Annotated in this window: 24 protein-coding genes; 4 read left to right on the top strand and 20 right to left on the bottom strand. The window is 74.5% G+C overall.

What is annotated here, in order from left to right; genetic code table 11:
- Window positions 1-1,543, bottom strand: a 1,543-nt coding sequence (gene uvrC, locus ABEA81_RS24535) for an excinuclease ABC subunit UvrC (RefSeq protein ID WP_345607662.1), incomplete at its 3' end; no start/stop codon positions are given.
- A gap of 152 nt (window positions 1,544-1,695) precedes the next feature.
- Here uvrC and ABEA81_RS24530 point away from each other — a divergent pair.
- Window positions 1,696-2,457 carry a DUF2786 domain-containing protein gene (locus ABEA81_RS24530; RefSeq protein WP_345607661.1) on the top strand — a complete coding sequence of 254 codons (762 nt, stop codon included), beginning with the start codon at window positions 1,696-1,698 and terminating at the stop codon, window positions 2,455-2,457.
- A 582-nt stretch (window positions 2,458-3,039) separates the two neighbouring features.
- Here ABEA81_RS24530 and ABEA81_RS24525 read toward each other — a convergent pair.
- From ABEA81_RS24525 to ABEA81_RS24480, 10 genes are all read right to left on the bottom strand, one after another.
- Window positions 3,040-3,756: an HAD-IA family hydrolase gene (locus ABEA81_RS24525; protein WP_345607660.1), complete on the bottom strand. Its 717-nt coding sequence runs from the start codon at window positions 3,754-3,756 to the stop codon at window positions 3,040-3,042.
- A 57-nt stretch (window positions 3,757-3,813) separates the two neighbouring features.
- Window positions 3,814-4,839, bottom strand: a complete 1,026-nt coding sequence (locus ABEA81_RS24520) for a beta/alpha barrel domain-containing protein (RefSeq protein WP_345607659.1) — start codon at window positions 4,837-4,839, stop codon at window positions 3,814-3,816.
- A 34-nt stretch (window positions 4,840-4,873) separates the two neighbouring features.
- A complete protein-coding gene (locus ABEA81_RS24515) occupies window positions 4,874-5,281 on the bottom strand; it encodes a PH domain-containing protein (RefSeq protein ID WP_425570649.1) in 408 nt (135 codons plus the stop codon).
- Window positions 5,282-5,355: 74 nt separating this feature from the next.
- Entirely contained in the window at window positions 5,356-5,835 is a 480-nt protein-coding gene (gene ribH, locus ABEA81_RS24510; RefSeq protein ID WP_345607657.1) for a 6,7-dimethyl-8-ribityllumazine synthase, read from the bottom strand.
- A 26-nt stretch (window positions 5,836-5,861) separates the two neighbouring features.
- Complete coding sequence (locus ABEA81_RS24505) at window positions 5,862-7,160, bottom strand: bifunctional 3,4-dihydroxy-2-butanone-4-phosphate synthase/GTP cyclohydrolase II (protein WP_345607656.1); 1,299 nt, start codon at window positions 7,158-7,160, stop codon at window positions 5,862-5,864.
- The gene (locus ABEA81_RS24500) at window positions 7,157-7,807 is read right to left on the bottom strand and encodes a riboflavin synthase (RefSeq protein WP_345607655.1); all 651 of its coding nucleotides are present in this window, start codon (window positions 7,805-7,807) and stop codon (window positions 7,157-7,159) included. Before ABEA81_RS24500 ends, ABEA81_RS24505 begins: the two co-directional genes overlap by 4 nt.
- Window positions 7,808-7,885: 78 nt before the next feature.
- Window positions 7,886-8,566, bottom strand: a complete 681-nt coding sequence (gene rpe, locus ABEA81_RS24495) for a ribulose-phosphate 3-epimerase (protein WP_345607672.1) — start codon at window positions 8,564-8,566, stop codon at window positions 7,886-7,888.
- Window positions 8,567-8,595: 29 nt separating this feature from the next.
- Complete coding sequence (locus ABEA81_RS24490) at window positions 8,596-9,132, bottom strand: helix-turn-helix domain-containing protein (RefSeq protein ID WP_345607654.1); 537 nt, start codon at window positions 9,130-9,132, stop codon at window positions 8,596-8,598.
- A gap of 4 nt (window positions 9,133-9,136) precedes the next feature.
- Window positions 9,137-10,633 carry a sodium:solute symporter family protein gene (locus tag ABEA81_RS24485; protein ID WP_345607653.1) on the bottom strand — a complete coding sequence of 499 codons (1,497 nt, stop codon included), beginning with the start codon at window positions 10,631-10,633 and terminating at the stop codon, window positions 9,137-9,139.
- Between the two features lies 1 nt (window position 10,634).
- The gene (locus ABEA81_RS24480; RefSeq protein ID WP_345607652.1) at window positions 10,635-10,877 is read right to left on the bottom strand and encodes a DUF3311 domain-containing protein; all 243 of its coding nucleotides are present in this window, start codon (window positions 10,875-10,877) and stop codon (window positions 10,635-10,637) included.
- A gap of 128 nt (window positions 10,878-11,005) precedes the next feature.
- Here ABEA81_RS24480 and ABEA81_RS24475 point away from each other — a divergent pair, with 128 nt between their 5' ends.
- Window positions 11,006-12,268: an amidohydrolase family protein gene (locus ABEA81_RS24475; RefSeq protein ID WP_345607651.1), complete on the top strand. Its 1,263-nt coding sequence runs from the start codon at window positions 11,006-11,008 to the stop codon at window positions 12,266-12,268.
- A 70-nt stretch (window positions 12,269-12,338) separates the two neighbouring features.
- On the top strand, window positions 12,339-13,472 hold the full coding sequence (locus ABEA81_RS24470; RefSeq protein ID WP_345607650.1) for an aminotransferase class V-fold PLP-dependent enzyme: 1,134 nt from the start codon (window positions 12,339-12,341) through the stop codon (window positions 13,470-13,472).
- Window positions 13,473-13,479: 7 nt separating this feature from the next.
- Here ABEA81_RS24470 and ABEA81_RS24465 read toward each other — a convergent pair whose 3' ends face one another.
- The 5 genes from ABEA81_RS24465 to metK form a co-directional block, all read right to left on the bottom strand.
- The gene (locus tag ABEA81_RS24465) at window positions 13,480-14,955 is read right to left on the bottom strand and encodes an RsmB/NOP family class I SAM-dependent RNA methyltransferase (RefSeq protein ID WP_345607649.1); all 1,476 of its coding nucleotides are present in this window, start codon (window positions 14,953-14,955) and stop codon (window positions 13,480-13,482) included.
- The gene (fmt, locus tag ABEA81_RS24460) at window positions 14,952-15,881 is read right to left on the bottom strand and encodes a methionyl-tRNA formyltransferase (RefSeq protein ID WP_345607648.1); all 930 of its coding nucleotides are present in this window, start codon (window positions 15,879-15,881) and stop codon (window positions 14,952-14,954) included. The genes ABEA81_RS24465 and fmt overlap by 4 nt, the downstream gene beginning before the upstream one ends.
- Window positions 15,881-16,429, bottom strand: coding sequence for a peptide deformylase (def, locus tag ABEA81_RS24455; protein ID WP_345607647.1), 549 nt, complete (start codon window positions 16,427-16,429; stop codon window positions 15,881-15,883). The genes fmt and def overlap by 1 nt, the downstream gene beginning before the upstream one ends.
- Before the next feature lie 98 nt (window positions 16,430-16,527).
- A complete protein-coding gene (locus ABEA81_RS24450; RefSeq protein WP_345607646.1) occupies window positions 16,528-18,588 on the bottom strand; it encodes a primosomal protein N' in 2,061 nt (686 codons plus the stop codon).
- 31 nt (window positions 18,589-18,619) lie between these two features.
- Window positions 18,620-19,867, bottom strand: a complete 1,248-nt coding sequence (gene metK, locus ABEA81_RS24445; RefSeq protein ID WP_345607645.1) for a methionine adenosyltransferase — start codon at window positions 19,865-19,867, stop codon at window positions 18,620-18,622.
- A gap of 204 nt (window positions 19,868-20,071) precedes the next feature.
- Between metK and ABEA81_RS24440 the strand changes: the two genes are divergently transcribed.
- Complete coding sequence (locus ABEA81_RS24440; protein WP_345607644.1) at window positions 20,072-20,698, top strand: SH3 domain-containing protein; 627 nt, start codon at window positions 20,072-20,074, stop codon at window positions 20,696-20,698.
- A gap of 98 nt (window positions 20,699-20,796) precedes the next feature.
- Here ABEA81_RS24440 and coaBC read toward each other — a convergent pair whose 3' ends face one another.
- The 4 genes from coaBC to mihF all read right to left on the bottom strand — a co-directional run bounded on the left by coaBC (window position 20,797) and on the right by mihF (window position 23,266).
- Complete coding sequence (gene coaBC, locus ABEA81_RS24435) at window positions 20,797-22,008, bottom strand: bifunctional phosphopantothenoylcysteine decarboxylase/phosphopantothenate--cysteine ligase CoaBC (protein ID WP_345607642.1); 1,212 nt, start codon at window positions 22,006-22,008, stop codon at window positions 20,797-20,799.
- Window positions 22,009-22,011: 3 nt separating this feature from the next.
- The gene (rpoZ, locus tag ABEA81_RS24430; protein WP_343945613.1) at window positions 22,012-22,284 is read right to left on the bottom strand and encodes a DNA-directed RNA polymerase subunit omega; all 273 of its coding nucleotides are present in this window, start codon (window positions 22,282-22,284) and stop codon (window positions 22,012-22,014) included.
- A 2-nt stretch (window positions 22,285-22,286) separates the two neighbouring features.
- On the bottom strand, window positions 22,287-22,889 hold the full coding sequence (gmk, locus tag ABEA81_RS24425) for a guanylate kinase (protein WP_345607641.1): 603 nt from the start codon (window positions 22,887-22,889) through the stop codon (window positions 22,287-22,289).
- Window positions 22,890-22,951: 62 nt separating this feature from the next.
- Entirely contained in the window at window positions 22,952-23,266 is a 315-nt protein-coding gene (mihF, locus tag ABEA81_RS24420) for an integration host factor, actinobacterial type (protein ID WP_142101581.1), read from the bottom strand.
- Window positions 23,267-23,783: the final 517 nt, after the last annotated feature.

Raw genomic sequence — 23,783 nt, 5'->3', positions numbered from 1 at the left:
ACTCGGCGCTGCTCGACTCGGCGCTGCTCGACTCGGCGCTGCTCGACTCGGCGCTGCTCGACTCGGCGCTGCTCGACTCGGCGCTGCTCGACTCGGCGCTGCTCGTCTCGGCGAGGTAGCGCCGGAACCGCCGGCGCACCACCTCGGCGATCGCCGCGACGTCACCGCCGTCGGCCCCACCCCGGATCTCGAACCGGCGGTACTCCGACTTGCGGGCGAGCCCGTCCTCGAACACCACGAGCGACGCCACGACGTTGCTGCCCTGCACGTGGCTCACGTCGACGCACTCGATGCGCAGCGGCGCGCTGTCGAGGCCGAGCGCGTCCTGGATCTCCTGCAACGCCGCGGAGCGCGCGGTGAGGTCGCCCGCGCGGCGCAGCTTGTGCTGGGTGAACGCCTCCGCGGCGTTGCGCGCGACGGTCTCGGCCAGCGCGCGCTTGTCGCCCCGCTGCGGCACCCGCAGGTGCACCCGCGATCCGCGCAGCCCGGACAGCCATTCGGCGATGGAGCCTGCGTCCGAGGGCAGTTCCGGCACGAGGATCTCGCGGGGTACGGGCTGGGTGGCGTCGTCGGCCGACCCGGCGAGCGCCGCCTGCTCGCCGTAGAACTGGGTGAGGAACCGCTCCACGAGCTGCGCGGTGTCGGTGGGCTCGACCTTGTCGATCACCCATCCGCGCTGGCCGCGCACCCGCCCGCCGCGGACGTGGAAGATCTGCACCGCGGCCTCGAGCTCGTCCTCGGCGAACGCGACGACGTCGGCGTCGGTGCCGTCGCCCAGCACCACGGCCTGCTTCTCCATGGCCCGGCGCAGCGCTCCGATGTCGTCGCGCAGCCGGGCGGCCCGCTCGAACTCCAGCTGCTCCGATGCGTCGGCCATCTTCCGCTCGAGCTGGCGGACGAGGTGGTCGGTGCGGCCGGAGAGAAAGTCGCAGAAGTCCTCGACGATGCGGCGGTGCTCGTCGGCGTCGACCCGCCCGACGCACGGCGCCGAGCACTTGTCGATGTAGCCCAGGAGGCAGGGCCGCCCGATCTGGCCGTGGCGCTTGAACACCCCGGCGCTGCACGTGCGCGCCGGGAACACCCGCAGGAGCAGGTCGAGGGTCTCCCGGATGGCCCACGCGTGCGCGTACGGCCCGAAGTAGCGCACACCCTTGCGCCGCGGGCCGCGGTAGACGTGCAGCCGCGGGAACTCCTCGTTCATCGTGACCGCGAGCACCGGGTAGGTCTTGTCGTCGCGGTACCGGACGTTGAACCGCGGGTCGAACTCCTTGATCCAGTTGTACTCGAGCTGCAGCGCCTCCACCTCGGTGGTGACGACGGTCCACTCGACCTTCGCCGCGGTGGTGACCATCTGCCGGGTGCGCGGGTGCAGGCCGGTGAGGTCGGCGAAGTAGGAGTTGAGCCGCTGCCGCAGGCTCTTCGCCTTGCCGACGTAGATCACGCGCCCGTGCGGGTCGGAGAACCGGTAGACCCCGGGCGCCTCCGGGATGGAGCCGGGCGCCGGGCGGTACCGGGAGGGGTCGTTCGAGACGGGATCGCGCATGGCTCCTCAAGGGTAGGACCGCGGCGCGACACGCCCGGGCGGGGCTGCCTGCCCGGCGCGTCGCGGGCGTGGTGTAGGCGCTCCCCGGAACTGTCACCGCCCCGTGGTTACATCTCCCCACCACGAACAGACGTTCGATCCGGGGGGATGTCATGGGTGCGGAGAAGATCGGCACGGCCGCGATCGGAACAGCGAAGCTCGCCACCGTCCGCAAGCTGCTCGCCAAGGCCGAGCGTGCGGCCACCGCGGCCGAGTCGGAGGTCTACACCGCCAAGGCCGTGGAGCTGATGGCCCGCCACGGCATCGACGCCGCCCTGCTCGCCGCCGCGCATCCCGGGAGCGACGGAATCGGCCCGCTGCGGATCGCGATGCAGGACCCCTACAGCGCCGGCAAGGCCCGCCTGCTCGGCTGGACGGCCGCCGCCCTCGGGTGCCGATGGGTGCTGCACGGCGCGTGGGGCGGCAAGGTCGCCGCCGTCACGGTGTTCGGGCACGCCTCCGACCGCGAACGGGTGGAGCTGCTCTACACGTCGTTGCTGCTGCAGGCCACCACGCAGCTCGTACGGGTCCGACCACCCCGGCCGGGTGAATCGGTGGCGGCCTACCGGAGGTCGTGGCTCGAGGGGTTCGCAGCACAGGTCCACCGCCGCCTCGCCGATGCCGAGGAGCGCGCCGCCGGCCACGCCACCACCCGCACCCCCGCGGGCCCGCACCCCGGCGTCGCCGTGGTGCTCGCCGACCGGCGCCGCCGCGTCGACGAGGAGTTCGCCTCCGCCTACCCCCGCCTCGCCACGCTGCGGCCGAGCGTCCTGTCCGGCTCCGGCCGCGCCGCAGGCGCCCTGGCCGGGCAGCGCGCGGACCTCGGCGGGGCCGGTGGGCTCGGGGTGGGGAGGCGGCGGGCGCTCGGAGCGTGAGGGCGGGCCGCCGGGACAGAGCCGGGCCGGGTCCCCCGGGGCAGGGCCCCCGGGGCAGGGCCCCCGGGGCAGGGGTGACGGGGCAGGGACCGCCCGGGCAAGGGGTGCAGGGGCAGGAGCAAAGCCGCCCGGGGCCGGTTGAGACCGGGCCGAGAGAACCGCCCGGGCACGAGCCCGGCCTGGCGGGACAGGGCCGCTGTCGGGCCGGGCTGCCATTGCCGCAGGCTTGTGATCGTCGTTTGCGGTTGTAGAGCCGCAGACAGTGATCAGGCCCTCCGCCGCCGAATCGGCGATCAACAGATCGCGCCGCGCGTCCACCCGGGCAGGCCCCGGCCTGTCCGCGAAGCTGCCCGGAGCGGCGGCACCGCACGATGCCGCACGATGCGCGGCGCCACCGGAGGCCCTCGAGGTGGGACTCCGGGACAGAGGCGCCGGAATCGGCCTGCAGGCACCTGATCAGCAGGAATGGGACATGAGCTGCAGGGATGCAGCTCACGTCCCGATCCGGCCGATCACCACGCCCGGCGCCGTCCTCGGGTTGGCGAGACCACGGCGATCAGGGCCGACCGACGCGCTCCCGGGTCAGACCGGCAGGGCGATGAGCCGGTCCACCACCGTGTCCAGCCGCTCCGCGGCCACGTGCGGGCGCTCCACCACGTCCGGCACGGCCCCCTCCAGCCGGGTGGCGAGGCCGCCGATGAGCCCGGCCCGCACGGCGCCGTGCACGTCCCAGGAGTGGGCGGCCACGAGCGCCACCTTCTCGGGCGCCAGCTCCACCCGCTGGCAGGCCCAGTGGTACACGCGCGCGGGCGGCTTGAACGAGGCGATCCGCTCCGTGGAGAACGTGTCGCGCAGGTAGGTGCGCAGGCCGGCCTTGTCGAGGGCGTCGCAGGCCACGGACTCGGTGCCGTGGGTGAACCCGAACGCCGGGATCCGGGCCCGGGCGAGCGCCATCAGGGCGGGCTCGACGTCCGGGTGGGGCGGCAGCTCGCGGAACCCGGCGAGCACGTGCTCCACGGCCTCGTCGGAGAGGGAGTGGCCGACGGTGGTGCGCAGTGCGGCGCGGGCGACGTCGCCGAAGGGGCGCACCGCGCCGGCGAGCGTGTGGGCCATCCCGTCACGGAGCGTGCGCACGAAGAAGAGCTCCCACTCGTGCTCGGGGCGCCCCACGTCCACGAACCGGGTCCGGAGGGCGTCGACCTGCAGCATGGTCTCGAACACATCGAAGAGCACGGCACGCGGCCGCCTATCGGGAGCTCGCACCCCGCCCGTGACGGCGGCGCCCGACGCGATCGTCATCGGTCCCCTTCCTGGGATTGCCCGTGGCCGGCACCCCGTTCGGGTGAAGATCGTCTCTCAGCGCGACGGGGCGTTGCGTTTCGGCAGCGGTGAGTAGCGCCGAACGGCTCGCAACACGCGCCGAACGCGCAGCGCCCGCAGCGGGGCGAGTGCGTAGCCCGGGTAGCTCGCCAACCACGTCGCGCTGCCGAGGCTCACCGCGTCGGCGCCCGCCCAGAAGTACTCGCGGCAGTCGGCCACCGTGCGGATGCCGCCGGTGGCGATGATCGGGAGCGTCACGCCGGCCTCGCGCAGCTCACTCACCACGCGCAGCGCGATCGGCTTGACCGCGCGCCCGGAGAGGCCGCCGTAGCGGTTGGCGAGCCACGGGGTGCCGGTGCGCGGGTCGAGCCGCAGCGCCTTCACCGTGTTGATCGCCGTGAGCGCGGACACCCCGGCCGCCGCGGCCTGCTGGGCGTTGCGCAGGTAGTCGTAGTCGGGCGAGAGCTTGAGGATCACCGGGTGGTTGCTGCGGGGCACGGCCTCGTCGAGGACGTCCCGCAGGATCGTCGAGAAGTCGAAGTTGACGTTGTGGCAGCTCACGTTGAACTCGACGGCGGCGATGTCGCCCGCGGGCACCGCGGCGTTCACCCGGTCCACGAGCGTCACGAACTCCTCGGCGGAGAAGCCCCCGAGGGAGATGATCGTGCGCTGGTCGCGGGTGCGGGGGTAGTAGTCGCGCAGATAGGCGTCGATGCCGATGTTGCACCAGCCGAACGCGTTGAGGAACCCGCTGTCGGTGCCGCGCAGCACGGTGCCGTACCGCTTGAGCAGGCCGGGCAGCTCCCGCAGCGTCCAGTCGTCGCGGGTGGTGAAGTGCCCCTCGCGCGGCTCGACGGTGAGCGTGCGCGTGGTGACGGCACCGAACTCCGACAGCGGCACGAACAGCGACACCGGGCTCATGCCGTACGGCAGGAGCGGCGAGTTGGCCACGCCGTACCCGAGCAGGCTCGAGGAGGTGACGAGGCGGTTGCGGAGCACGATGTCACCCAGCCGCACGCTCTCGGGCGGGTCGAGGGGACGCGTCTCGCGGGAGCGCAGCACGGCCCCGATGCTACGTGGGCTCGTCAGGTGGGCGTCAGGAGGAGGAGCGCGAGCGGGCGTGCAGGGCACGCACCCGGGTGATCGCGTCCACCGCGCGCTGCCCGTCGACGGCCTGGATGGCGAGGACGGGCAGGTACTCGTCGTCGGGCAGGTCCAGCCGGGCCCACGAGGCGCCGTCCGGGAACGCCACCCGCAGGACGAGCGACCAGGGCAGCCGCCGCGTGACGAGGATGTTGCGCACCTCGATGCCCTCGAGGTCGGCCCGGACCCGGGGGCGGGCGCACAGGAGCAGGCCGCCCGCGATGAACAGCCCGAGCAGCACCAGTGCCACCTGGTCGGCGAACCGGAAGAACACCCCGGTCTGGACCGTCCTCAGCACCACGGCGATCCCGGCGAAGAGCCCCACGATGACCACCGCGCCCACCCAGGACGCGACCAGCATCTTGCGCGGGCGCACCACGACGACGTCGTGGTCCGTGGTGCTCACGGCGCCCACCGTACCGGCCTGCGGACCGGTCACCGCCCGGTCCTCAGGTCACGCAGCACGAGCGCCGTCCGCAGCGCGGCGACACACGCCTCCTCACCCTTGTCCTCGGCGGCGCCGGGCCTGCCGGAACGGTCCAGGGCCTGCTCGCGGGTGTCGCAGGTGAGCACGCCGTTGCCCACCGGGGTGCGCTCGTCGAGCGCCACGCGGGTGAGGCCCGCGGTGACGGCGTCGCACACGTACTCGAAGTGCGGGGTGCCTCCGCGGATGACGACGCCGAGCGCCACCACGGCGTCGTGCCGCGCGGCCAGCTCCTGGCAGACCACGGGCAGCTCCACGGTGCCGGGGACGCGCACCACGGTGGGCGGTTCGGCGCCCGCCTTCGCCGCCGTGGCGACCGCCCGCTCCAGCAGCACGTCCACGATCTCCGCGTGCCACGTCGTGGCCGCGATCGCCAGGCGCAGGCCCGACGCGTCCGGCAGCGAGGCCTCCGGACGGCCCTCCCCGCTCATGTCTCCCCCTCTACGAACCCGTCCCTCTACGAACCCGTGCTGTCGGCGAGCGCCTCACCGAGATCGGGGAGATCATGCCCCATCCGGTCGCGCTTGGTGCGCAGGTACCGCAGGTTCTCGCGGTGGGCGCGGACGGGCAGCGGCACCCGACCGGTGATCGTCAGCCCGTAGCCCTCGAGCCCCGCGCGCTTGTCCGGGTTGTTGGTGAGCAGCCGCATGGACTTGATGCCGAGATCGGCGAGGATCTGCGCACCCGTGCCGTAGTCGCGGGCGTCGGCGGGCAGGCCCAGGGCGAGGTTGGCGTCGACGGTGTCGGCGCCCGCCTCCTGCAGCTGGTAGGCCTGCAGTTTGTGCAGCAGGCCGATGCCCCGGCCCTCGTGCCCGCGCATGTAGAGCACCACGCCACGGCCCTCGGCGGCGACGGCGGCGAGTGCGGCGTCGAGCTGCGGCCCGCAGTCGCAGCGCAGCGAACCCATGACGTCTCCGGTGAGGCACTCGGAGTGCACGCGCACGAGCACGTCCTCGCCGGTGCTCTCGGGGGTGGCGACGTCGCCGCGCACCATCGCGATGTGCTCGATGCCGTCCAGCAGCGAGTCGTAGCCGTACGCGATGAAGTCGCCGTGGGCGGTGGGGATGCGGGCCTGGGCCACGCGCACCACGTGCTTCTCGTAGCGGCGCCGGTAGGCGATGAGGTCGGCGATCGTGATGAGGGTGAGGTCGTGTTCCTCGGCGAAGACCTGCAGTTCGTCGGCGCGGGCCATGTCGCCCACGTCCTTCTGCGACACGATCTCGCAGAGCACGCCCGCCGGCCGGAGCCCGGCGAGGCGCGCCAGGTCGACCGCGGCCTCGGTGTGGCCGGGGCGGCGCAGGACGCCGCCCTCGCGGGCCCGCAGCGGGAGGATGTGGCCGGGGCGCACGAGATCGCCGGGGCCGGTGGACGGGTCGGCGAGCAGCCGGATCGTGTGGGCCCGGTCGGCCGCCGAGATCCCGGTGGTGACGCCCGCCTTCGCGTCGACGGTGACCGTGAACGCGGTGCGGAAGCTGTCGGCGTTGGTGTGGTGCATGGGCGGCAGGTCGAGCCGGTCGCACTCGCTCTCGGTGAGCGGCACGCAGATGTACCCGGACGTGTAGCGCACCATGAACGACACGAGCTCCGGCGTGGCCATCTCGGCCGCGAAGATCAGGTCGCCCTCGTTCTCGCGGTCCTCGTCGTCGACGACGACGATCGCCTTGCCCGCCCTCAGGTCGGCCACCGCGCGCTCGATCGACTCGAAGCCGCCCGGCGTCACCGGCCGCGCCGCCTCACCATCCACCCCTGCACTCACCGGGCCCCGGCCTCCTCAGTGTTCCGGCGGGGCGCCACCTCGTTGTTCCCGTACCCCGCCGTGAGCCGCTCGACGTACTTCGCCACCACGTCGACCTCCAGGTTCACGGTATCCCCCGGCTGCCGGAATCCGAGTGTGGTGTGTGACAAGGTCGTGGGGATGAGTGCCACGGTGAACGTGTCGGCCGACACGCCGGCCACGGTGAGCGACACCCCGTCCACCGTGATCGAGCCCTTCTCCACGACGTAGCGGGCGAGGTCGGGGGCGAGGCTGAAGCGAAGCTCGTCGGTGCGCTCGCCGGGCGAGCGGGAGAGCAGCGTGGCGACCCCGTCGACGTGGCCCTGCACGATGTGGCCGCCGAGCCTCCCGTTCACCGGTACGGCCCGCTCCAGGTTCACCCGCGTGCCGGCGACGACCGCCCCGAGGCCGGTGCGCTTGAGCGTCTCGGGCATCAGCTCGACGGTGAACGTGCCGTCGGTGCTGCCGCCCGGGTCCACCACCGTGAGGCAGACACCGTTGACGGCGATCGAGTCGCCGTGGTGGGCGTCGGAGGTGACGGTGCCCGCGCGCACGGTGAACAGCACGACGTCCGCGTCCTCCCGCACCTGCGTCACCTCGCCGATCTCCTCGACGATCCCCGTGAACATCCCCGCTGTCCCCTTTCCCACCTGGCCGCCTTCCGCACCTGCCGGTGCCAACCCGACTGGCGGGCCGATCGTTCCCGCTCAGCCCCAGCGGTGCGCGGACGCGCCGCGCACCTGCTCGCGCAGCGCCTCCACCGCGCGTGCCGGCTCGGCCGCGCCGTACACGGCGGACCCGGCCACGAAGCAGTCGACGCCCGCCTCCGCGGCCGCCTCGATCGTGTCCGCGTTGATGCCGCCGTCGATCTCGACCAGCAGCGTGAGGTGCCCGGTGTCGACGAGGCGGCGGGCGGTGCGCACCTTGTCGAGGACCTCCGGGATGAACTCCTGCCCGCCGAACCCCGGTTCGACGCTCATGACGAGCAGCGTGTCGTAGTGCCGCAACGTCTCCAGGTGCGGCTCGAGCGGCGTACCGGGCTTGATCGACAGTCCGGCGCGCGCCCCGGCGGCGCGCAGGTCCTTCGCCAGCGCGACCGGCTCGCGGGAGGCCTCCGCGTGCACCGTGACGTTGTGGGCGCCCGCCTCGGCGTAGCCGAGGGCCCACCGCTCCGGGTCCTCGATCATCAGGTGGCAGTCGAGCGGCACGTCGGTCGCCTTGCGCAGGGCCTGCACCACGGGCAGGCCCAGCGTCAGGTTCGGCACGAAGTGGGCGTCCATCACGTCGACGTGCAGCCAGTCGGCCCCGCGGCCGGGCGGTCCCGCCACCGCGGCGGCCTCGTCCGCGAGCCGGGCGAAGTCGGCCGCGAGGATGCTCGGCGCGATCATGGGGTGCACCCATGGAGGGTACGCCGGGCTCAGGTGGACGGCGGGGTCACCGCCACCAGGTACCGGGCCACCGAGGCATGCGGGTTGACGAAGCGGTGCGGGATCGTCGAGTCGAAGTGGCAGCTGTCGCCCGCGTCGAGGTCGTACACGTCCCGACCGACCTCGACGCGCAGGCGGCCGGTGAGCACCAGCACGCACTCCTCCGACGCGTGGGACCGCCGCTCGCCCGAGGACGCCGCCCCCGGTTCGATGGCCGCCTCCAGCAGCTCGAGCCTGCCGCCGGTGCGGGACACCTGCGAGTACACGATCTGCCCCTGCGGGGACGACACCCGCCGCCGCGCGTCCTTGCGGACCACCGTGACGGGCTCCGGCTCGTCCTCGCGGAACAGGTCGAACAGCGGCACGCCGAACGCGTCGGAGATGCGCCGCAGCGTCTCCAGGCTCGGGTCGGTGATGCCGCGCTCGACCTGGCTGATCATGCCGACCGACAGCCCGGTGAGGCCGGCCAGCTGGTGGAGGGTGAGCCCCTGCTGCTGCCGCAGCTCCCGGATCCGGCCGAGCGTCATGTCGTCATTGTGCCGACGGGGCCGGACGGCGGACCGGTGCCACGGCCGGGCCGAGGCCGACCGCCACCGCGTCCGCCGACGGCGGTCTCGTCAGCAGGCTGACCACGATCGCCAGCACGAGGTTGACGACGAGCGCGGGGAGCCCCACGACGGTCCCCGCGGGGAAGAGGGCCTGGGCGGGGGCGCCCAGCTGCGGGACGGCGACGATCAGCCCGCCCACGACCGCGCCCGCGGTGAGCCCGGCGGCAGTCACCCGGCGCCACAGCACGGACAGGAACAGGGCGGGCGCGAGCTGGCCGACCGCGCTGTAGACGCCGGTCATGATCGTCAGCAGCGTGTCGCTCCGCAGCGCCGTGAAGAGCACCGCGACCACGGTGAACGCGACGACCCCGACGCGGGTCGCCCCGAGCGACGACTTCAGGTCCGGCCGCGCGAGCCCCAGCACGTTGGAGGTGAACATGCTGCTCGAGGTGAGCATGAGCACCGCCGTCGGCACGAGCGCGACGAGCACCCCGGCCCCCGCGAGGAGCCCGACGACCCAGTCCGGGTAGTACTCCCGGACGAAGATCAGCAGTGAGCCGTTGGCGTCCGCGGCGGGCAGGTCCGGCATCGCGAGCAGCGCCGCCATCGCGATGATGACGATCAGCACGTAGAACAGCGAGTACAGCGGCTGGATGATCTGGTTCTTGCGGATGGTCCGGATGTCCTTCGCGCTGAAGCACACCTGGAACGCGTGCGGGAGCGCGAACGCGCCGAGCGGGGTGAGCAGCAGGAAGCTCATCCACCACCACTGGTTGGTCGCCGTTCCACCGCCGATCCCCGGCAGGGTCGCGGCGTCGGGGTGCGCCGCCCGCACGCCGTCGAACACCTCGCCGATGCCGCCGACGCCCGCGGCGCCCGCCGCCCCGGCCGCGACGACGAGGAGCATCACCACCAGCAGGACGTCCTTGACCACGGCGACGAACGCGGCGCTGCGCATCCCACCCACGAGCACGAACAGCGCCACGACGAGGCCGCCCGCCGACACGTAGGCGATCGCGGGCACGTCGAGGCCGAACAGCGTCTCGAGGATGAGCGCGAGGCCGGTGAGCTGGACCCGGCTGTAGAGCAGGAGCGCGATGACGCCGAACACCGTGAGCAGGGCGCCGAACCACGGGGCGTCGAAGCGGGCGGCGAAGAAGTCGCCCATGGTGACGAGGCCCCGCTCCTTGCCCGCCCGCCAGATCCGCGGCACGAGGAAGTAGCCGACGGATGCGGTGAGCACGACGGTGCCCAGCACGTAGAACCCTGCGGCGCCGGTGCTGAACACGCCCTGGGACGCGCCGAGCAGCGCGAACGTCGTGAACGTCTCGCCGACGAGCAGGAACCAGAACAGCCACGTGCCGAATCGCCTGCCGCCGACGGACCACTCCTGCACGTCCATCCTGGTGCCGCGCAGCGCCAGCAGGGTGCCGCCGAGTACCGCGCCGACGGCGACGACGAGCCCGATCGCCAGTGCCATCTCACACCCTCTCGACGTCGCCGTTGCGGCTGTCGATCGCGAACACGACGCCGATGGCGACGCTGCCGACGATGACGCCGGCCGTCATCCAGACCAGGAGGAACGGGACGGACCCCCAGACGTAGGCCTTCTGGTTGACGAACGGGACGGCCACGATGCACCACAGGAACGGGATCGCGAGCAGCCACCAGTGGCGTCGGGGCCTGCGTGGGGCCGACGTCGTCGTCGGCTCGTCGTCCGGCATGGTCGCTCCATCCGTTTCATCAGGAGTGAAACGCCGACAGTGTGGTGCTCATGTACCCGCACGTCAACGCGTGGACAGAGTCCGCGGCCGTGCCCTACTTTCACTACAGCTGAACCAGGGAGGTGCTCGTGCTGGTCGCGATCCGCGCAGACAGGCTGGTGCCCGACAGCGCAGCCGAACCGATCGCGGACGGAGCCGTCGTCGTCGACGGCGACACGATCGTCGCCGTCGGGCCGTGGGGTGACGTCGCGGGTGCGACGGGGGATGGCGAGGTGCTCGACCTCGGGGACGTCACGCTGATGCCGGGGATGGTCGACTGCCACGTCCACCTCACGATGGATCCGGCGGCGGGCCACACGTCGGCGGCCCCCACCCTGACCGACGCGGACGCCGAGCGCCTGATGGCCGCCAACGCGAGCAGGCTCCTCGACGCGGGCGTGACCACGGCCTGCGACCTCGGCGCCCCCGGCGTCGTCGCCACGACGGTCCGCGACCGCATCGCCCGCGGCGAGGTCGAGGGCCCCCGGCTGCTCGTCGCGAACGCCCCGATCACCGTGCCCGGCGGGCACGCGCACGCCATGGGCGGCGAGGCGAGCGGCGTGGACGAGGTGCGGGCGATGGTCCGCAGGCGGGCGGCCGAGGGCGCCGACCTGATCAAGGTGATGACCACCGGTGGGTTCATGACCGCGGGCAGCCGCCCGTGGGAGGCCCGCTACTCGCTCGACGAGCTCGTGGCCGTCGTGGAGACCGCGCACGAGCTGGGGATGCGGGTCACGACGCACGCCCTCGGCGTGGAGGGCATCGAGCGTGCGGTGGCGGCGGGAGTCGACACGATCGAGCACTGCGGGTGGGTCACCCGCGACGGGTCGCGGTTCGACGAGCGGATCGCGCGCGCCATCGCCGACAAGGGGGTCGGCGTCAGCCCCACGATGAACTCGGCGTGCCTGGCGCAGGACTACTTCTGCCCGTGGGACGAGCGCGACCACGTGGTCGACAACCTGCGTGCCATGCACCGCGCGGGAATCAGGCTCGTCGCGGGTACCGATGCGGGCATCGGCCTCGTCCACTTCGAGCGCTACGCCGACGGGCTCTCCGTGTTCGCCGATGCCGGCATGTCACCGCGGGAGATCCTCGCCGCGGCCACGTCTCTCGCGGCCGAGGTCTGCCGGGTCGCCGACCGGACGGGCCGGCTGGCCCCCGGCCTCGCCGCGGACGTCGTGGCCGTGGACGGCGACCCGACCGCCGACCACCGCGCGCTGGCCCGCCCGGTGTTCGTGATGGCGAGGGGAAGGCGCCACACCATGGCGCCGATCCCCGCGCTCGGGGAGCGCGCCGCCGAGGCCCGGCGCATCCAGCAGACCCTCCGCGCGGGGGCGGAGCGCACGTCATGAGCGAGCTTGCGAGCGAATCATGTTGCAGCGCCCGCGCGAAGCGCCGGCCGAGCGCAAGCGAGGCCGAGCGATGAGCGGCACACCCGAACGGTTCCGGCAGCGCTTCCCCGCCCTGCGCGACACCGTGCACCTCGCCAGCTGCAGCCAGGGTGCGCTGTCCGACGCGCTGTCCGCCGCGCTCGCCGAGTTCCAGTCCTCGCTGCTGGAGCACGGGGCCCCGTGGGGCATCTGGATGCAGCGCTGGGAACGGGCGCGGACGGCGTTCGCGGCGTTCATCGGGGCCGAGCCGGACGAGGTCGCGATCGTGTCCTCGGCGTCGCACGGCGCCTACCAGGTGGCCTCCACGCAGCGCTTCGGCGAGGGCAGGCGGCTCGTCACGACGGACCTCGAGTTCCCCTCGGTGGCGCACGTGTGGCTCGCGCAGCGCACCCGGGGGGTCGAGGTCGTGCACGTGCCCGCCCGGGACGGCGTGGTCCGGGTCGAGGACTACGCGCGCCTGGTCGACGAGCGGGCCGCGCTCGTGTCGGTGCCGCTCGTCACCTACGCGAACGGGTCGCGGCTGCCGGCCCGCGAGGTCGTCGCGCTCGCCCGCGAACGCGGCGCGCGCACGGTGGTCGACGCCTACCAGGGTGCGGGCGTCGAGCCCGTCGACGTCCGCGAGCTGGACTGCGACTACCTGATCTGCGGGAGCCTGAAGTACCTGCTCGGCATCTCCGGCATCGCGTTCCTCTACGTGCGCGATGGGCTGCGGGACGAGGTGCCGCCCGCGCAGACCGGGTGGTTCGGGCGGGTCGACCCCTTCGGGTTCGACCCCCGCTCGATCGACTACCCGGACACGGCACGGCGGTTCGAGAGCGGCACGCCGTCCGTGCCGTCCGCGTACGGCGCGGTCGCCGGGCTCGGGATGCTCGCGCCGCTCGACCCCCATGACGTGCGGCGGCACGTCGCCGGGCTCACGGCGTCGCTCGACGCCGAGCTGCGCGCCACGGGCGAGCGGCTCGACTCACCGGCCGACCCCGCGCTGCGCGGCCCGATGGTCGCGCTGGTCGACGACGACCCGGACGCGCTCGCCGGGTTCCTCGCCACGCGCCGGATCGTCGCGAGCCCCCGCGGCCGCGCGGTGCGCCTGTCGTTCCACTACTACAACGACGACTCCGACGTGCGGCGGCTGCTGGAGGCCCTCCGGGAGTACCGCCGCGGGTGAGGGGCCGTCAGGAAGGCCGGCGCAGCAGCGCGAGGAACATCGCGTCGGTGCCGTGCCGGTGCGGCCACAGCTGCGCGGTCGGCCCGTCGCCGAGGTCGGGCACGCCGGGCAGGCACTCGCGCGCGTCGAGCTGCTCCACGTCCGGGTGCTTGCGGCGCACGGCGGACAGCACACCCGCGGTCTCGGAGATGTGCGGCGAACAGGTCACGTAGGCCACCACGCCGCCGGGCCGCACGTGCCGCAGCGCGGCCGTGAGCAGCTCCCGCTGCAGCCCCGTGGACCGCGCGACGTCCGACGGCTGCCGCCGCCACCGCGCCTCCGGGCGCCTGCGCAGCGCCCCGAGGCCGGTGCAGGGCGCGTCCACGAGCACGCGGTCGAACGCCGCATCCGGCAGCGGGGCCGCGCGCCCGTCGGCCCGGTGCACGGTGACCGGGAGCCCGTCGGTGGCCCGCCGCACCAGGCCGGCGCGGTGCTCGCTGGGCTCGACGGCGTCGAGCGTGCCGCCGTCGAGGGCGACCAGGCCGCCGAGCAGGGCGGCCTTGCCGCCGGGCCCGGAGCACAGGTCGAGCCAGCGGCCGCCGTCCTCGCCGGTGAGCGGGGCCCGGGTGAGGGCGAGGGCCACGAGCTGGCTGCCCTCGTCCTGGACGATCGCGAGCCCCTCGCCCACGGCGTCGATCTCGCCGACGTCGCCGCCGCCGGGAGCGAGGTGCACGCAGTAGGGCGAGTAGGGGGCCTCCTCGCCGCCGGTGACGAGCGCGAGCTCGGCTGCGGTGATCTCCCCGGGCCGGGCCAGCAGGTGCACGGCGGGGCGCGCGTCGTCGGCGGCGAGCGCGGCCTCCAGCTCGGCCGCGGGGTCCGCTGAGCGGCCGAGCGCGTCGGCGAACGCCTGCGCGATCCAGCGCGGGTGGGAGTGGGCGAACGCGGCGTGCCCCACCGGGTCCTCGTCGGCGGGCGGCGCGAGTGCGGCCACCCAGGCCAGCTCGTCGCGTTCGCCGACCCGGCGCAGCACGGCGTTGACGAACCCGCCCGCCCGGCTCCCGGCCTCGGCCCGCACCAGCTCCACGGTGGTGGCCACCGCGGCGTGCGGCGGGATCCGGGTGCGCAGGAGCTGGTAGGCGCCCAGGCGCAGCGCGTCGAGCACGCCGGGCTCCACGCGCGCGAGCGGCCGGTCGGTGCACTCGTCGATCACGGCGTCGAGCAGGCCCTGCGCGCGCAGGGTGCCGTAGCCCAGCTCGGTGGCGAGCCCGGCGTCGCGGTCACGCAGGCGGTACCGGCGCAGGATCGCGGGCAGGGCGAGGTTGGCGTAGGCGTCCCGGGTGCGCACGGCGGTGAGCAGCTCGAGCGCGGCCAGCCGGGCCGGGTCCGGCTCCGGCGGCCGGGGTGGGCCCTCCCGGCCGCGCGGCGGCCCCGAACGGCGCGGGCTCGGGCCGCGGTCCCGCCGCGGCCTGCCGGGTCCTTCCCGCCGCGGACCGACGCCGTTCACGCCAGCCGCTCCCCCGCGGCGATCCGCACGCCGCGGGCCCAGTCCGCGGCCGGCATGGCCCGCTTGCCCACCGGCCGCACCTCGCCCAGCTGCACGGGCGCGCCCGCGGTGCCGACGAGCACACGCCGCTTCTCCGCGCGCAGATCCCCCGGCGCGAGCTCGGGCGCATCGTCGGGACGGGTGACCGGACCGAGCCCCAGCCGTTCCTCCCGGAACGTGGTCCAGGCTCCCGGGTCCGGGGTGACGGAGCGGATCAGCCGGTCGATAGCGACGGGCGGCGCGGTCCAGTCGACGTGGGCGTCCGCGGTGGTGACCTTCGGAGCGAGCGAGACGCCCTCGGCCGGCTGCGGCCGGGCCTCGAGGGTGCCGTCCTCGATGCCGTCGAGCGTGGCCGCCAGCAGGGAGGCGCCCGAGGTGGCGAGCCTGCCCAGCAGGTCGCCCGCCGTGTCGGCGGGACGCACCTCCTCGGTGACGACGCCGAAGACCGGCCCGGTGTCGAGCCCCTCCTCCAGCCGGAACGTGGTGGCACCGGTGATCTCGTCGCCGTGCCGCAGCGCCGCCTGCACCGGTGCCGCGCCGCGCCACGCGGGCAGCAGCGAGAAGTGCAGGTTGACCCACCCGTACCGGGGGACGTCGAGGGCCTTGCGGGGCACCAGCGCGCCGTAGGCGACCACCGGGCAGCTGTCCGGGGCGAGCTCGGCGAGCCGCGCGAGGAACTCGGGCTCGGACGGCCGCGCGGGGGTGAGCACCGGGACGCCCGCCTCGTCGGCGAGCCGGCCGACGGGTGAGCGCACCAGCTTGCGGCCGCGGCCGGCGGGTGCGTCCGGCCGCGTGACGGCGGCGACGACCTCGTGCCGCGGGGAATCCAGCAGCGCCCGCAGGGACGGCACCGCCGCATCGGGGGTGCCGGCGAAGACGAGACGCACTACCTGACCTTCCCGAACAGCGGGTGCGGGCTCTCCCGCACCTCCGGCATCGACCCCTGGAACCACTCCGCGGCGCGGATCTCGGCCATCGCCTGCCGGCGGGTCTCCGGGTCGAGGCGGTCGACGAACAGCACGCCGTCGAGGTGGTCGGTCTCGTGCTGGATGCAGCGGGCGAGCAGCTCGCTGCCCTCGACGACGACGGGCTCGCCGTGCATGTTCCAGCCCCGCGCCACGACGTGCAGGTGCCGGCGGCAGTCCCAGCGCAGGCCCGGGATCGACAGGCACCCCTCCGGCCCGACCTGTTCCTCGTCGCCGACGACGTCCCAGGTGGGGTTGACCAGGTGCCCGGCGAAGCCGTCGCAGTCGTAGGTGAAGACGCGCAGCCCCACCCCGAGCTGCGGCGCGGCGAGGCCCGCCCCGCCCTCGTCGTGCATCGTGTCGGTGAGGTCGGCCACGAGCTTGCGCAGCTCGGCGTCGAACGTGGTGACCTCGGCGGCGCGGGTGCGCAGCACCGGGTCGCCGAACAGCCGGACGGGAAGGACGGACACGCAGGCTCCTCCAGGGGGCGCCGCGCGGACGATCGGTGGCGCGGGAGCGGGACGCGCGGCGGCGACCCTCGATTCTGCCACGCGTCCGGGGCGACCCTTCAGCCGATCTCCACGGGGTCGAGCCGGACGCGGACGGGGTCGGTGGCCTTGCGCGCGGTGCGCCCGGCCTGCGCGGCGTGCAACGCGGCGGCGAGGGCCCTCCCCTGGGCACGCGGCACCCGCACCAACGCGCGCTCGCGCACCTCGGAGTCCCCCTGCCGGCCGTGTTCGGGCCGGTCGGGTTCGAGCTCGACCGGCCCGAGCACCTCGGCCGTGGGCAGGTCGGCGAGCACCCCGTCGACCACCTCGGCGACGGCGGTGGAGCCACCCTCCACCGATGCCATCCGCACGGCGGGCGGGAAGCCGACCTCGGCCCGGCCGGCGAGCTCGGCGTGCGCGTGACCCGCCGGGTCCCAGCGCACGAGCGCCTGCACGACGGGCAGCTCGGCGTCGGCCATCACGATCACGCGCCCGCCCGCGCCGTGCGGCACCACGAGCCCCGCCGCGGCGAGCCACCGGCGCAGGGTCTCCTCGACGACGCGCAGGTCGGGCCGGGAGAGCAGGGCCCACCCGTCCAGCAGCAGTGCCGCGCCGAAGCCGCCGGGGACGCGGGGCTCCGCGCCGGGCGTCGCCACCACGAGCTCCGGCCGCGCCGCCACCTCGGCGAGCACCGGCGCGCCGCCGCCGGACGCGCGGACCGTGGTGCCCGGGAACGCCCGGCCGAGCTCCTCGGCCGTGCGGCCGGCACCGACGACCCCGGCCCGCAGCCGGCGCGACCCGCACGCCGGGCAGCGGAAGGCCGTCTCGGGCCGCCCGCACCAGCGGCAGTGCGGCAGCTCCGCATCGCCGGCGTCGGCGGACCTGCGGCCGGTGAAACCCAGCGGGCCCGCGCAGTGCCGGCAGCGGGCGGTCTCCCGGCAGGCGCCGCAGGCGAGCCACGGCAGGTAGCCGGAGCGCGGCACCTGCACGAGCACCGGGCGCCCGGCGGACAGCGCGGTGCGCGCCGCCTCGAACGCCACGTGCGGCAGCCGCGCCGCCCGCGCGCTCGGGTCGCGCGCGAGCTCGGCGTCGGACTCCCCCGCCGCCGCCACCCGCGGCATCGCGTCCCGGACGGCGAGCCGGTCCGCCACCACCTCGCGCGCCCAGCCGGACTCGACGAGCAGGTGCGCCTCCGCGGTACGCGCGAACCCGGCCACCAGCAGCGCGGCGCCCACCCCGTGGGCGCGCAGCACGAGCACGTCGCGGACGTGCGGGTACGGCGCGCGCGGCTCGGCGTGCAGGTCGTCGCCGTCGTCCCACACCGCGAGCAGCCCGAGCGCCTCGACCGGCGCGAACGCGGCGGACCGCGTGCCCACCACCACCCTCACCTGCCCGCGCCGGACGGCGAGCCAGCGCCGGTACCGCTCGGCGGGTCCCAGGTCCGCGGTGAGCGCGACCACCGCACCGTCGCCGAGCAGCCTCGTGCAGGCGGTGTGCAGGGCGTCGACGTCGCGCTGGTCGGGCACCACGAGCAGCGCCCCGCGCCCGGCGGCCGCGGTGGCGGCGGCGGCCTCGGCGAGCCGCTGCGGCCAGTCCTCCCCCGGCAGGGCCTGCCAGACCGCGTGGGCCGCGCGGCCCCCCGCGAGGGCGTCGAGCAGGGCGGTCCCGCGCCCGTACCGCGCCCACCCGTCCCGGGCGACCTGCGGCGACCCGGCCCGCTCCCGCTCCTCCGGTGCCTCCCCCTCGACGCGGGCGTGCCGGGGCGGGACGGCGAGGCGCAGGACGTCGGCGAGGACGCCCGCGTACCGGTCCGCCACGGCCCGGCAGAGCGTCGCCACCTCCGTGGACAGCACCGGCTCCGCCGAGACGACCTTGTCCACCCATGCCAGGCGGCCGCCGTGCGCGGACTCCGCCACCCGCTCCAGCAGGTAACCGTCCACCGCGCGCCCGGCGAACCGCACCCGCACCCGCACCCCGGGCACCGCGTCGGCGTCGAGGTGCTCGGGCACCCGGTAGTCGAACGGCCGGTCCAGGTGCGGGAGCGGGACGTCGACGGCGACCCGCGCAACCGGGAGGTGGGCGGCCTGCTGCCACTCGCCCCGGTGGGAGGTGCGGGTGCGCCCCCGCTGGCGCTGGGCCACCGTGCTCACCTCTGGCGGCCCGGGGCGGTCGTCAGGCGCCTGCCGCGGCCTTCAGCGCGGCGGCGCGGTCGGTGCTCTCCCACGGCAGCTCGACGTCGGTGCGGCCGAAGTGCCCGTACGCCGCGGTCTGGGCGTAGATCGGGCGCAGCAGGTCGAGGTCGCGGATGATCGCGGCCGGGCGCAGGTCGAAGACCTCGCTGATCGCCGACTGGATCTTCACCGGGTCGACGTGCTCGGTGCCGAACGTCTCGACGAACAGGCCCACCGGAGCTGCCTTGCCGATCGCGTACGCGACCTGCACCTCGATGCGCTCGGCGAGCCCCGCGGCCACCGCGTTCTTGGCGACCCAGCGCATCGCGTAGGCGGCGGAGCGGTCGACCTTGGACGGGTCCTTGCCGGAGAACGCCCCGCCCCCGTGCCGGGCGAAGCCGCCGTAGGTGTCGACGATGATCTTGCGGCCGGTGAGACCCGCGTCACCCATCGGGCCGCCGACGACGAACCGGCCGGTGGGGTTGACCAGCAGCCGCACGTCGGCGACGTCCAGGCCGAGCTCCGAGATCTCCGGGCCCACGACGTGCTCGCGGATGTCGGGCGCGAGCAGCGCGTCCAGGTCGATGTCGGCGGCGTGCTGGGTGGAGACGACCACCGTGTCGAGGCGCACGGCCTTGTCGCCGTCGTACTCGATGGTCACCTGGGTCTTGCCGTCGGGGCGCAGGTACGGCAGCACACCGGACTTGCGGGCCTCGGTGAGGCGGCGCGCCAGCCGGTGGGCGAGCGCGATCGGCAGCGGCAGCAGCTCCGGGGTGTCGGTGTTGGCGTAGCCGAACATCAGGCCCTGGTCGCCCGCGCCCTGCCGGGCGATCTCGTCCTCGGAGGACTCCACCCTGCTCTCGTACGCGGTGTCGACGCCCTGCGCGATGTCGGCGGACTGCGCGCCGATCGCGACGTTCACGCCGCACGACGCCCCGTCGAAGCCCTTCGCCGACGAGTCGTAGCCGATCTCGAGGACCTTCTCCCGCACGAGCGTGGGGATGTCCGCGTACGCGCTGGTGGTGACCTCGCCCGCCACGTGGACCTGCCCGGTGGTGACGAGCGTCTCCACCGCCACGCGGCTGCGTGGGTCCTGCGCCAGCAGCGCGTCGAGGATCGTGTCGCTGATGGCGTCGCACATCTTGTCCGGGTGACCCTCGGTCACCGACTCGCTGGTGAACAGCCGCCGCCCTGGTGTCGCCACGCCGTACTCCGTCCGCTCTCTCGCCGGGATCCCCGCGCACCCCATGTCCGACGGGCGAGCCTAGTCGACGCATCGAACGGGGCCGGGGGCACCAGGTCACCTCGCTCGCCGAGCACGCAACGTCACGTCGTGCACGACACGCCCCCGGCTCGTCAGTCCATCCGGTGATGTTGCGCTCGGTAGCGAATCGGTAACGGAAACGCTCGTTGGTTCCCTGCGAAGGCCCAATTCCACGGAGGAAACCTGATCATGAAGGCCCCCAAGTCGCTGTTCGACCGACCCGGCCGCGCCACCGCCGTCGTCGGTGCGGTGGTCGCGGTCAGCGCGACCGCGGCCGTCGCACTGCTCTCCGGCACCGCCGCCGCCACGCCCGAAGCAGGCAAGGACGGCAAGTGCACCAAGAACGTCAACGTCCGGGCCGAGCCGAACGCCAGCTCGCGGATCGTCGCGCTGTGCGAGGAGGGCACCGCGGTCCAGGTCGGCGAGGCCCGCGACGGGTTCCTGCGGCTCACCAACCTCGGCGGCTGGGCGGCGCAGGAGTACGTCTCGGTGAACGGCCGCGCCCCCGCACCCGCCGCACGAGCGACCAACTCGGAGGACGACGACTCCGAGGGCGCGAGCAACCGCCACTCGGGCCGATCCGGCGACGCCCACGAGAGCGGCCGGGCCGGCCACCACGGCCGGCAGGGCACGCACGGCGGCAACAGCGGCGGCGCGGGTGGGAGCAGCGCCGACGACAACGACAACGCCGACGAGAACGCCGACGAGAACGCCGACTCCTCCGACCCGGCGGACACCGACGAGTCGGAGGACTCCGAGGACTCCGCCCCCGCGCCGGCGCCGCGTTCCGGCGGCCTCGGCGGCCTCATCGGCTGAGCCGCATCGGCGGCCACCCCACTCCGCGGGGCGGGCTGCGCCGGGTACCCCCGGACCCGCAGCCGCGCCCGCTCCGCGGGCTTTCCCGATCCGGGCGACTACCCCAGGCGGGCGGCCACCGCGTCCCAGACGTGGGAGGCCAGAAGCGCCTTCGAGCCGGACTCGAGCTCCCGCTCCGTGCCGTCGGCACCCAGGAGCCACCCCGCGTTGTCCGGCACCTCGAACGCGCGCCCGTCCCCGACCGCGTTGACGACGAGCAGGTCGCAGCCCTTCCGCGCCAGCTTGGCCCGGCCGTGGTGCAGCGGGTCGCCGGACGCGTCACCGGTCTCCGCCGCGAACCCCACGACGATCTGCCCCGGCTCCCGGGCGCCGACCAGCTCCACGAGGATGTCCGGGTTCAGCGCGAGCCGCAGCGGCGGTGGTTCCGAACCGTCTTTCTTGATCTTGTGTGCCGCGAGGGTGTCGGGCCGGAAGTCGGCCACCGCGGCCGCCATCACCACCGCGTCGGCCCCCTTCGCGGCGGCGTGCATCGCGTCGCGCAGCTCGAGGGCCGACCCCACCCGCACCACGTCGACGGCGGCCGGGTCACCCAGGTCGGCGGTGTGCGCGGCCACCAGCGTGACGTGCGCGCCGCGCTGGGCCGCGACGCGCGCGAGCGCGTAGCCCTGCCGTCCCGACGAGCGGTTGCCGAGGTAGCGGACCGGGTCGAGGGCCTCCCGCGTGCCACCGGCGGACACGACGACGCGGCGGCCGGCGAGATCCCGCGGCAGCGCGTCCCCGCGCTCCAGCAGCAGCCGGGCGAGCTCCGCGATCTCGGCCGGGTCGGGCAGCCGTCCGGGGCCCGTGTCGGCGCCGGTGAGGCGCCCGGACGCGGGCTCCATCACGACGACACCACGGGACCGCAGCAGCTCGACGTTGGCCCGCGTGGCGGGGTGCTCCCACATCTCCGTGTGCATCGCCGGCGCGAACAGCACCGGACACCGGGCGGTGAGCAGCGACGCGGTGAGCAGGTCGTCGGCCCGGCCGGCGGCCGCGCGCGCCATCAGGTCGGCGGTGGCCGGTGCCACGACGACGAGCTCGGCCTCCTGGCCGAGCCGGACGTGCGGCACCTCCGGCACATCGCTGAAGACGCCGGTGTGCACCGGCCTGCCGGACAGCGCCTCGAAGGTGGCGGCCCCGACGAACTCCAGCGCCGAGGGCGTCGGCAGCACCCGCACGGAGTGGCCTGTCTCGGTGAGCCGGCGCAGCAGCTCGGCGCTCTTGTAGGCGGCGATGCCCCCGGCCACGCCCAGCAGGACGCGGGGGGACACCGGCTACTCGCCTTCGGTGTGCTCGAGCAGCCCGGCCTGGATCTCGCGCATCGCGATCGACAGCGGCTTCTCGCGCGGGCCCGGCTCGACGAGCGGGCCGACGTACTCCAGCAGGCCCTCACCGAGCTGCGAGTAGTAGTCGTTGATCTGGCGGGCCCGCTTGGCGGCGTAGATCACCAGCGCGTACTTGGAGCTGACCTGGCCGAGCAGGTCGTCGATGGGCGGGTTGGTGATGCCCTCGGGCGTGGAACCGGCGACGACACCGGTCAGCGGCATGCTCACGAAGAAGACTCCTGGGGGAAGGGCCGTGCGGCGGGATGACCCGCACCGACCAGCAAGTCTACCAACCGGGAAACGACGTCCTGCAGATCGGCATTGACGATGACCACGTCGAACTCGTCGCAGGCCGCGAGCTCCTCGCGGGCGGTCCGCAGCCTGCGCCGGAACTGCGCGTCCGACTCGGTGCCGCGCCCGCGCAGGCGCCGCTCGAGCTCCTCGAGCGACGGCGGCGCCAGGAACACCGTGACCGCCTCCGGCAGCACGGCCTTGATGGTGCGGGCCCCGGCCAGGTCGACCTCGACGAGCACCGGCTTCCCGGCGGCCAGGGCCTGCTCCACCGGCTCCCGCGGGGTGCCGGAACGCTGCAGCCCGCCGTGGATCTCGGCCCACTCGAGGAGCTCGCCGCGGGCGATGAGCTCGTCGAACCCGTCGGGGCCGACGAAGCGGTAGTGCACGCCGTCGACCTCGCCCGGTCGCGGGTCGCGCGTGGTGGCCGACACGCTGAAGAACAACTCCGGCAGCCGGCCGCGCAGCGCGTCGACCACGCTGGACTTGCCGACGCCGGAGGGGCCGGCGAGTACCACCAGCCGACCCCTCCGCACGTCACGAGACACGGTGCTCAGTCTCCCAGTGCTCGATCCCTTTGAGCCCCGGACTCCCGGCCTCAGGACTCGAAGTCGGCCAGCAGCGCCTTGCGCTGCCGGTCGCCGAGCCCGCGCAGCCGGCGCGACGGTGCGATCTCGAGCCGCTCCATGATCTGAGCGGCGCGGACCTTGCCGACACCCGGCATCGCCTCGAGCAGGGCCGAGACCTTCATCTTGCCCAGAACCTCGTCGGTATCCGACTGCTTCAGGACCTCCCCGATGGTCGTCCCGCCACGCTTGAGCCGGTCCTTCAGCTCGGCCCGGGCCCGGCGTGCCGCAGCCGCCTTCTCCAGGGCGGCAGCACGCTGTTCCTCGGTCAGCTGGGGAAGGGCCACAGTCTCCTCCGTCTTTCTCCGTGCAGCCTGCAACCAGGCGCATCCTCACCACCGTCGCGGGCCCGGCCCGCGGCTCCCACCGAACGTACTCACGCCTGCCCCGGAAGGGGAAACGGGGGTGCCACCTGCCGGTTCTCCGAGCGACCCACCCGTCCGGGTGATACCACGGGAAAGCGCCTGATCGGGGATGCGACCCGCCCGCTCGGCGCACCGGACCGACCGCCGCCTGCGCGCCGGCGGGCCGCGAACCGCCTCGAACCCGACAGACCGACCGACTCCCCCAGACGGGCGAGCCGCACCCGCCCGCGCCGACGAGTCGTGCGGGCGCGCCGAGCTGCCGGGACCCGCTGCCGGCGGAGGCCGGGACGCGATGAACGACCGTGCGCCCTGAGCGATATCGCGACACGGATGGCGCGATGCCCGAGAAGCTGGGCGGATGACGGCGAGCACGTTCAGCGGTCAGGTCGCCGAGTTCTACGCGCGGTTCCGCCCGCGGCTACCCCGATGCGGTCCTCGA

Source organism: Pseudonocardia adelaidensis, from assembly GCF_039543345.1.
Taxonomy (GTDB): Bacteria; Actinomycetota; Actinomycetes; order Mycobacteriales; family Pseudonocardiaceae; genus Pseudonocardia; species Pseudonocardia adelaidensis.
The sequence above is the reverse complement of the archived record's forward strand: the minus strand, read 5'-3'. Positions and strand labels throughout refer to the sequence as shown.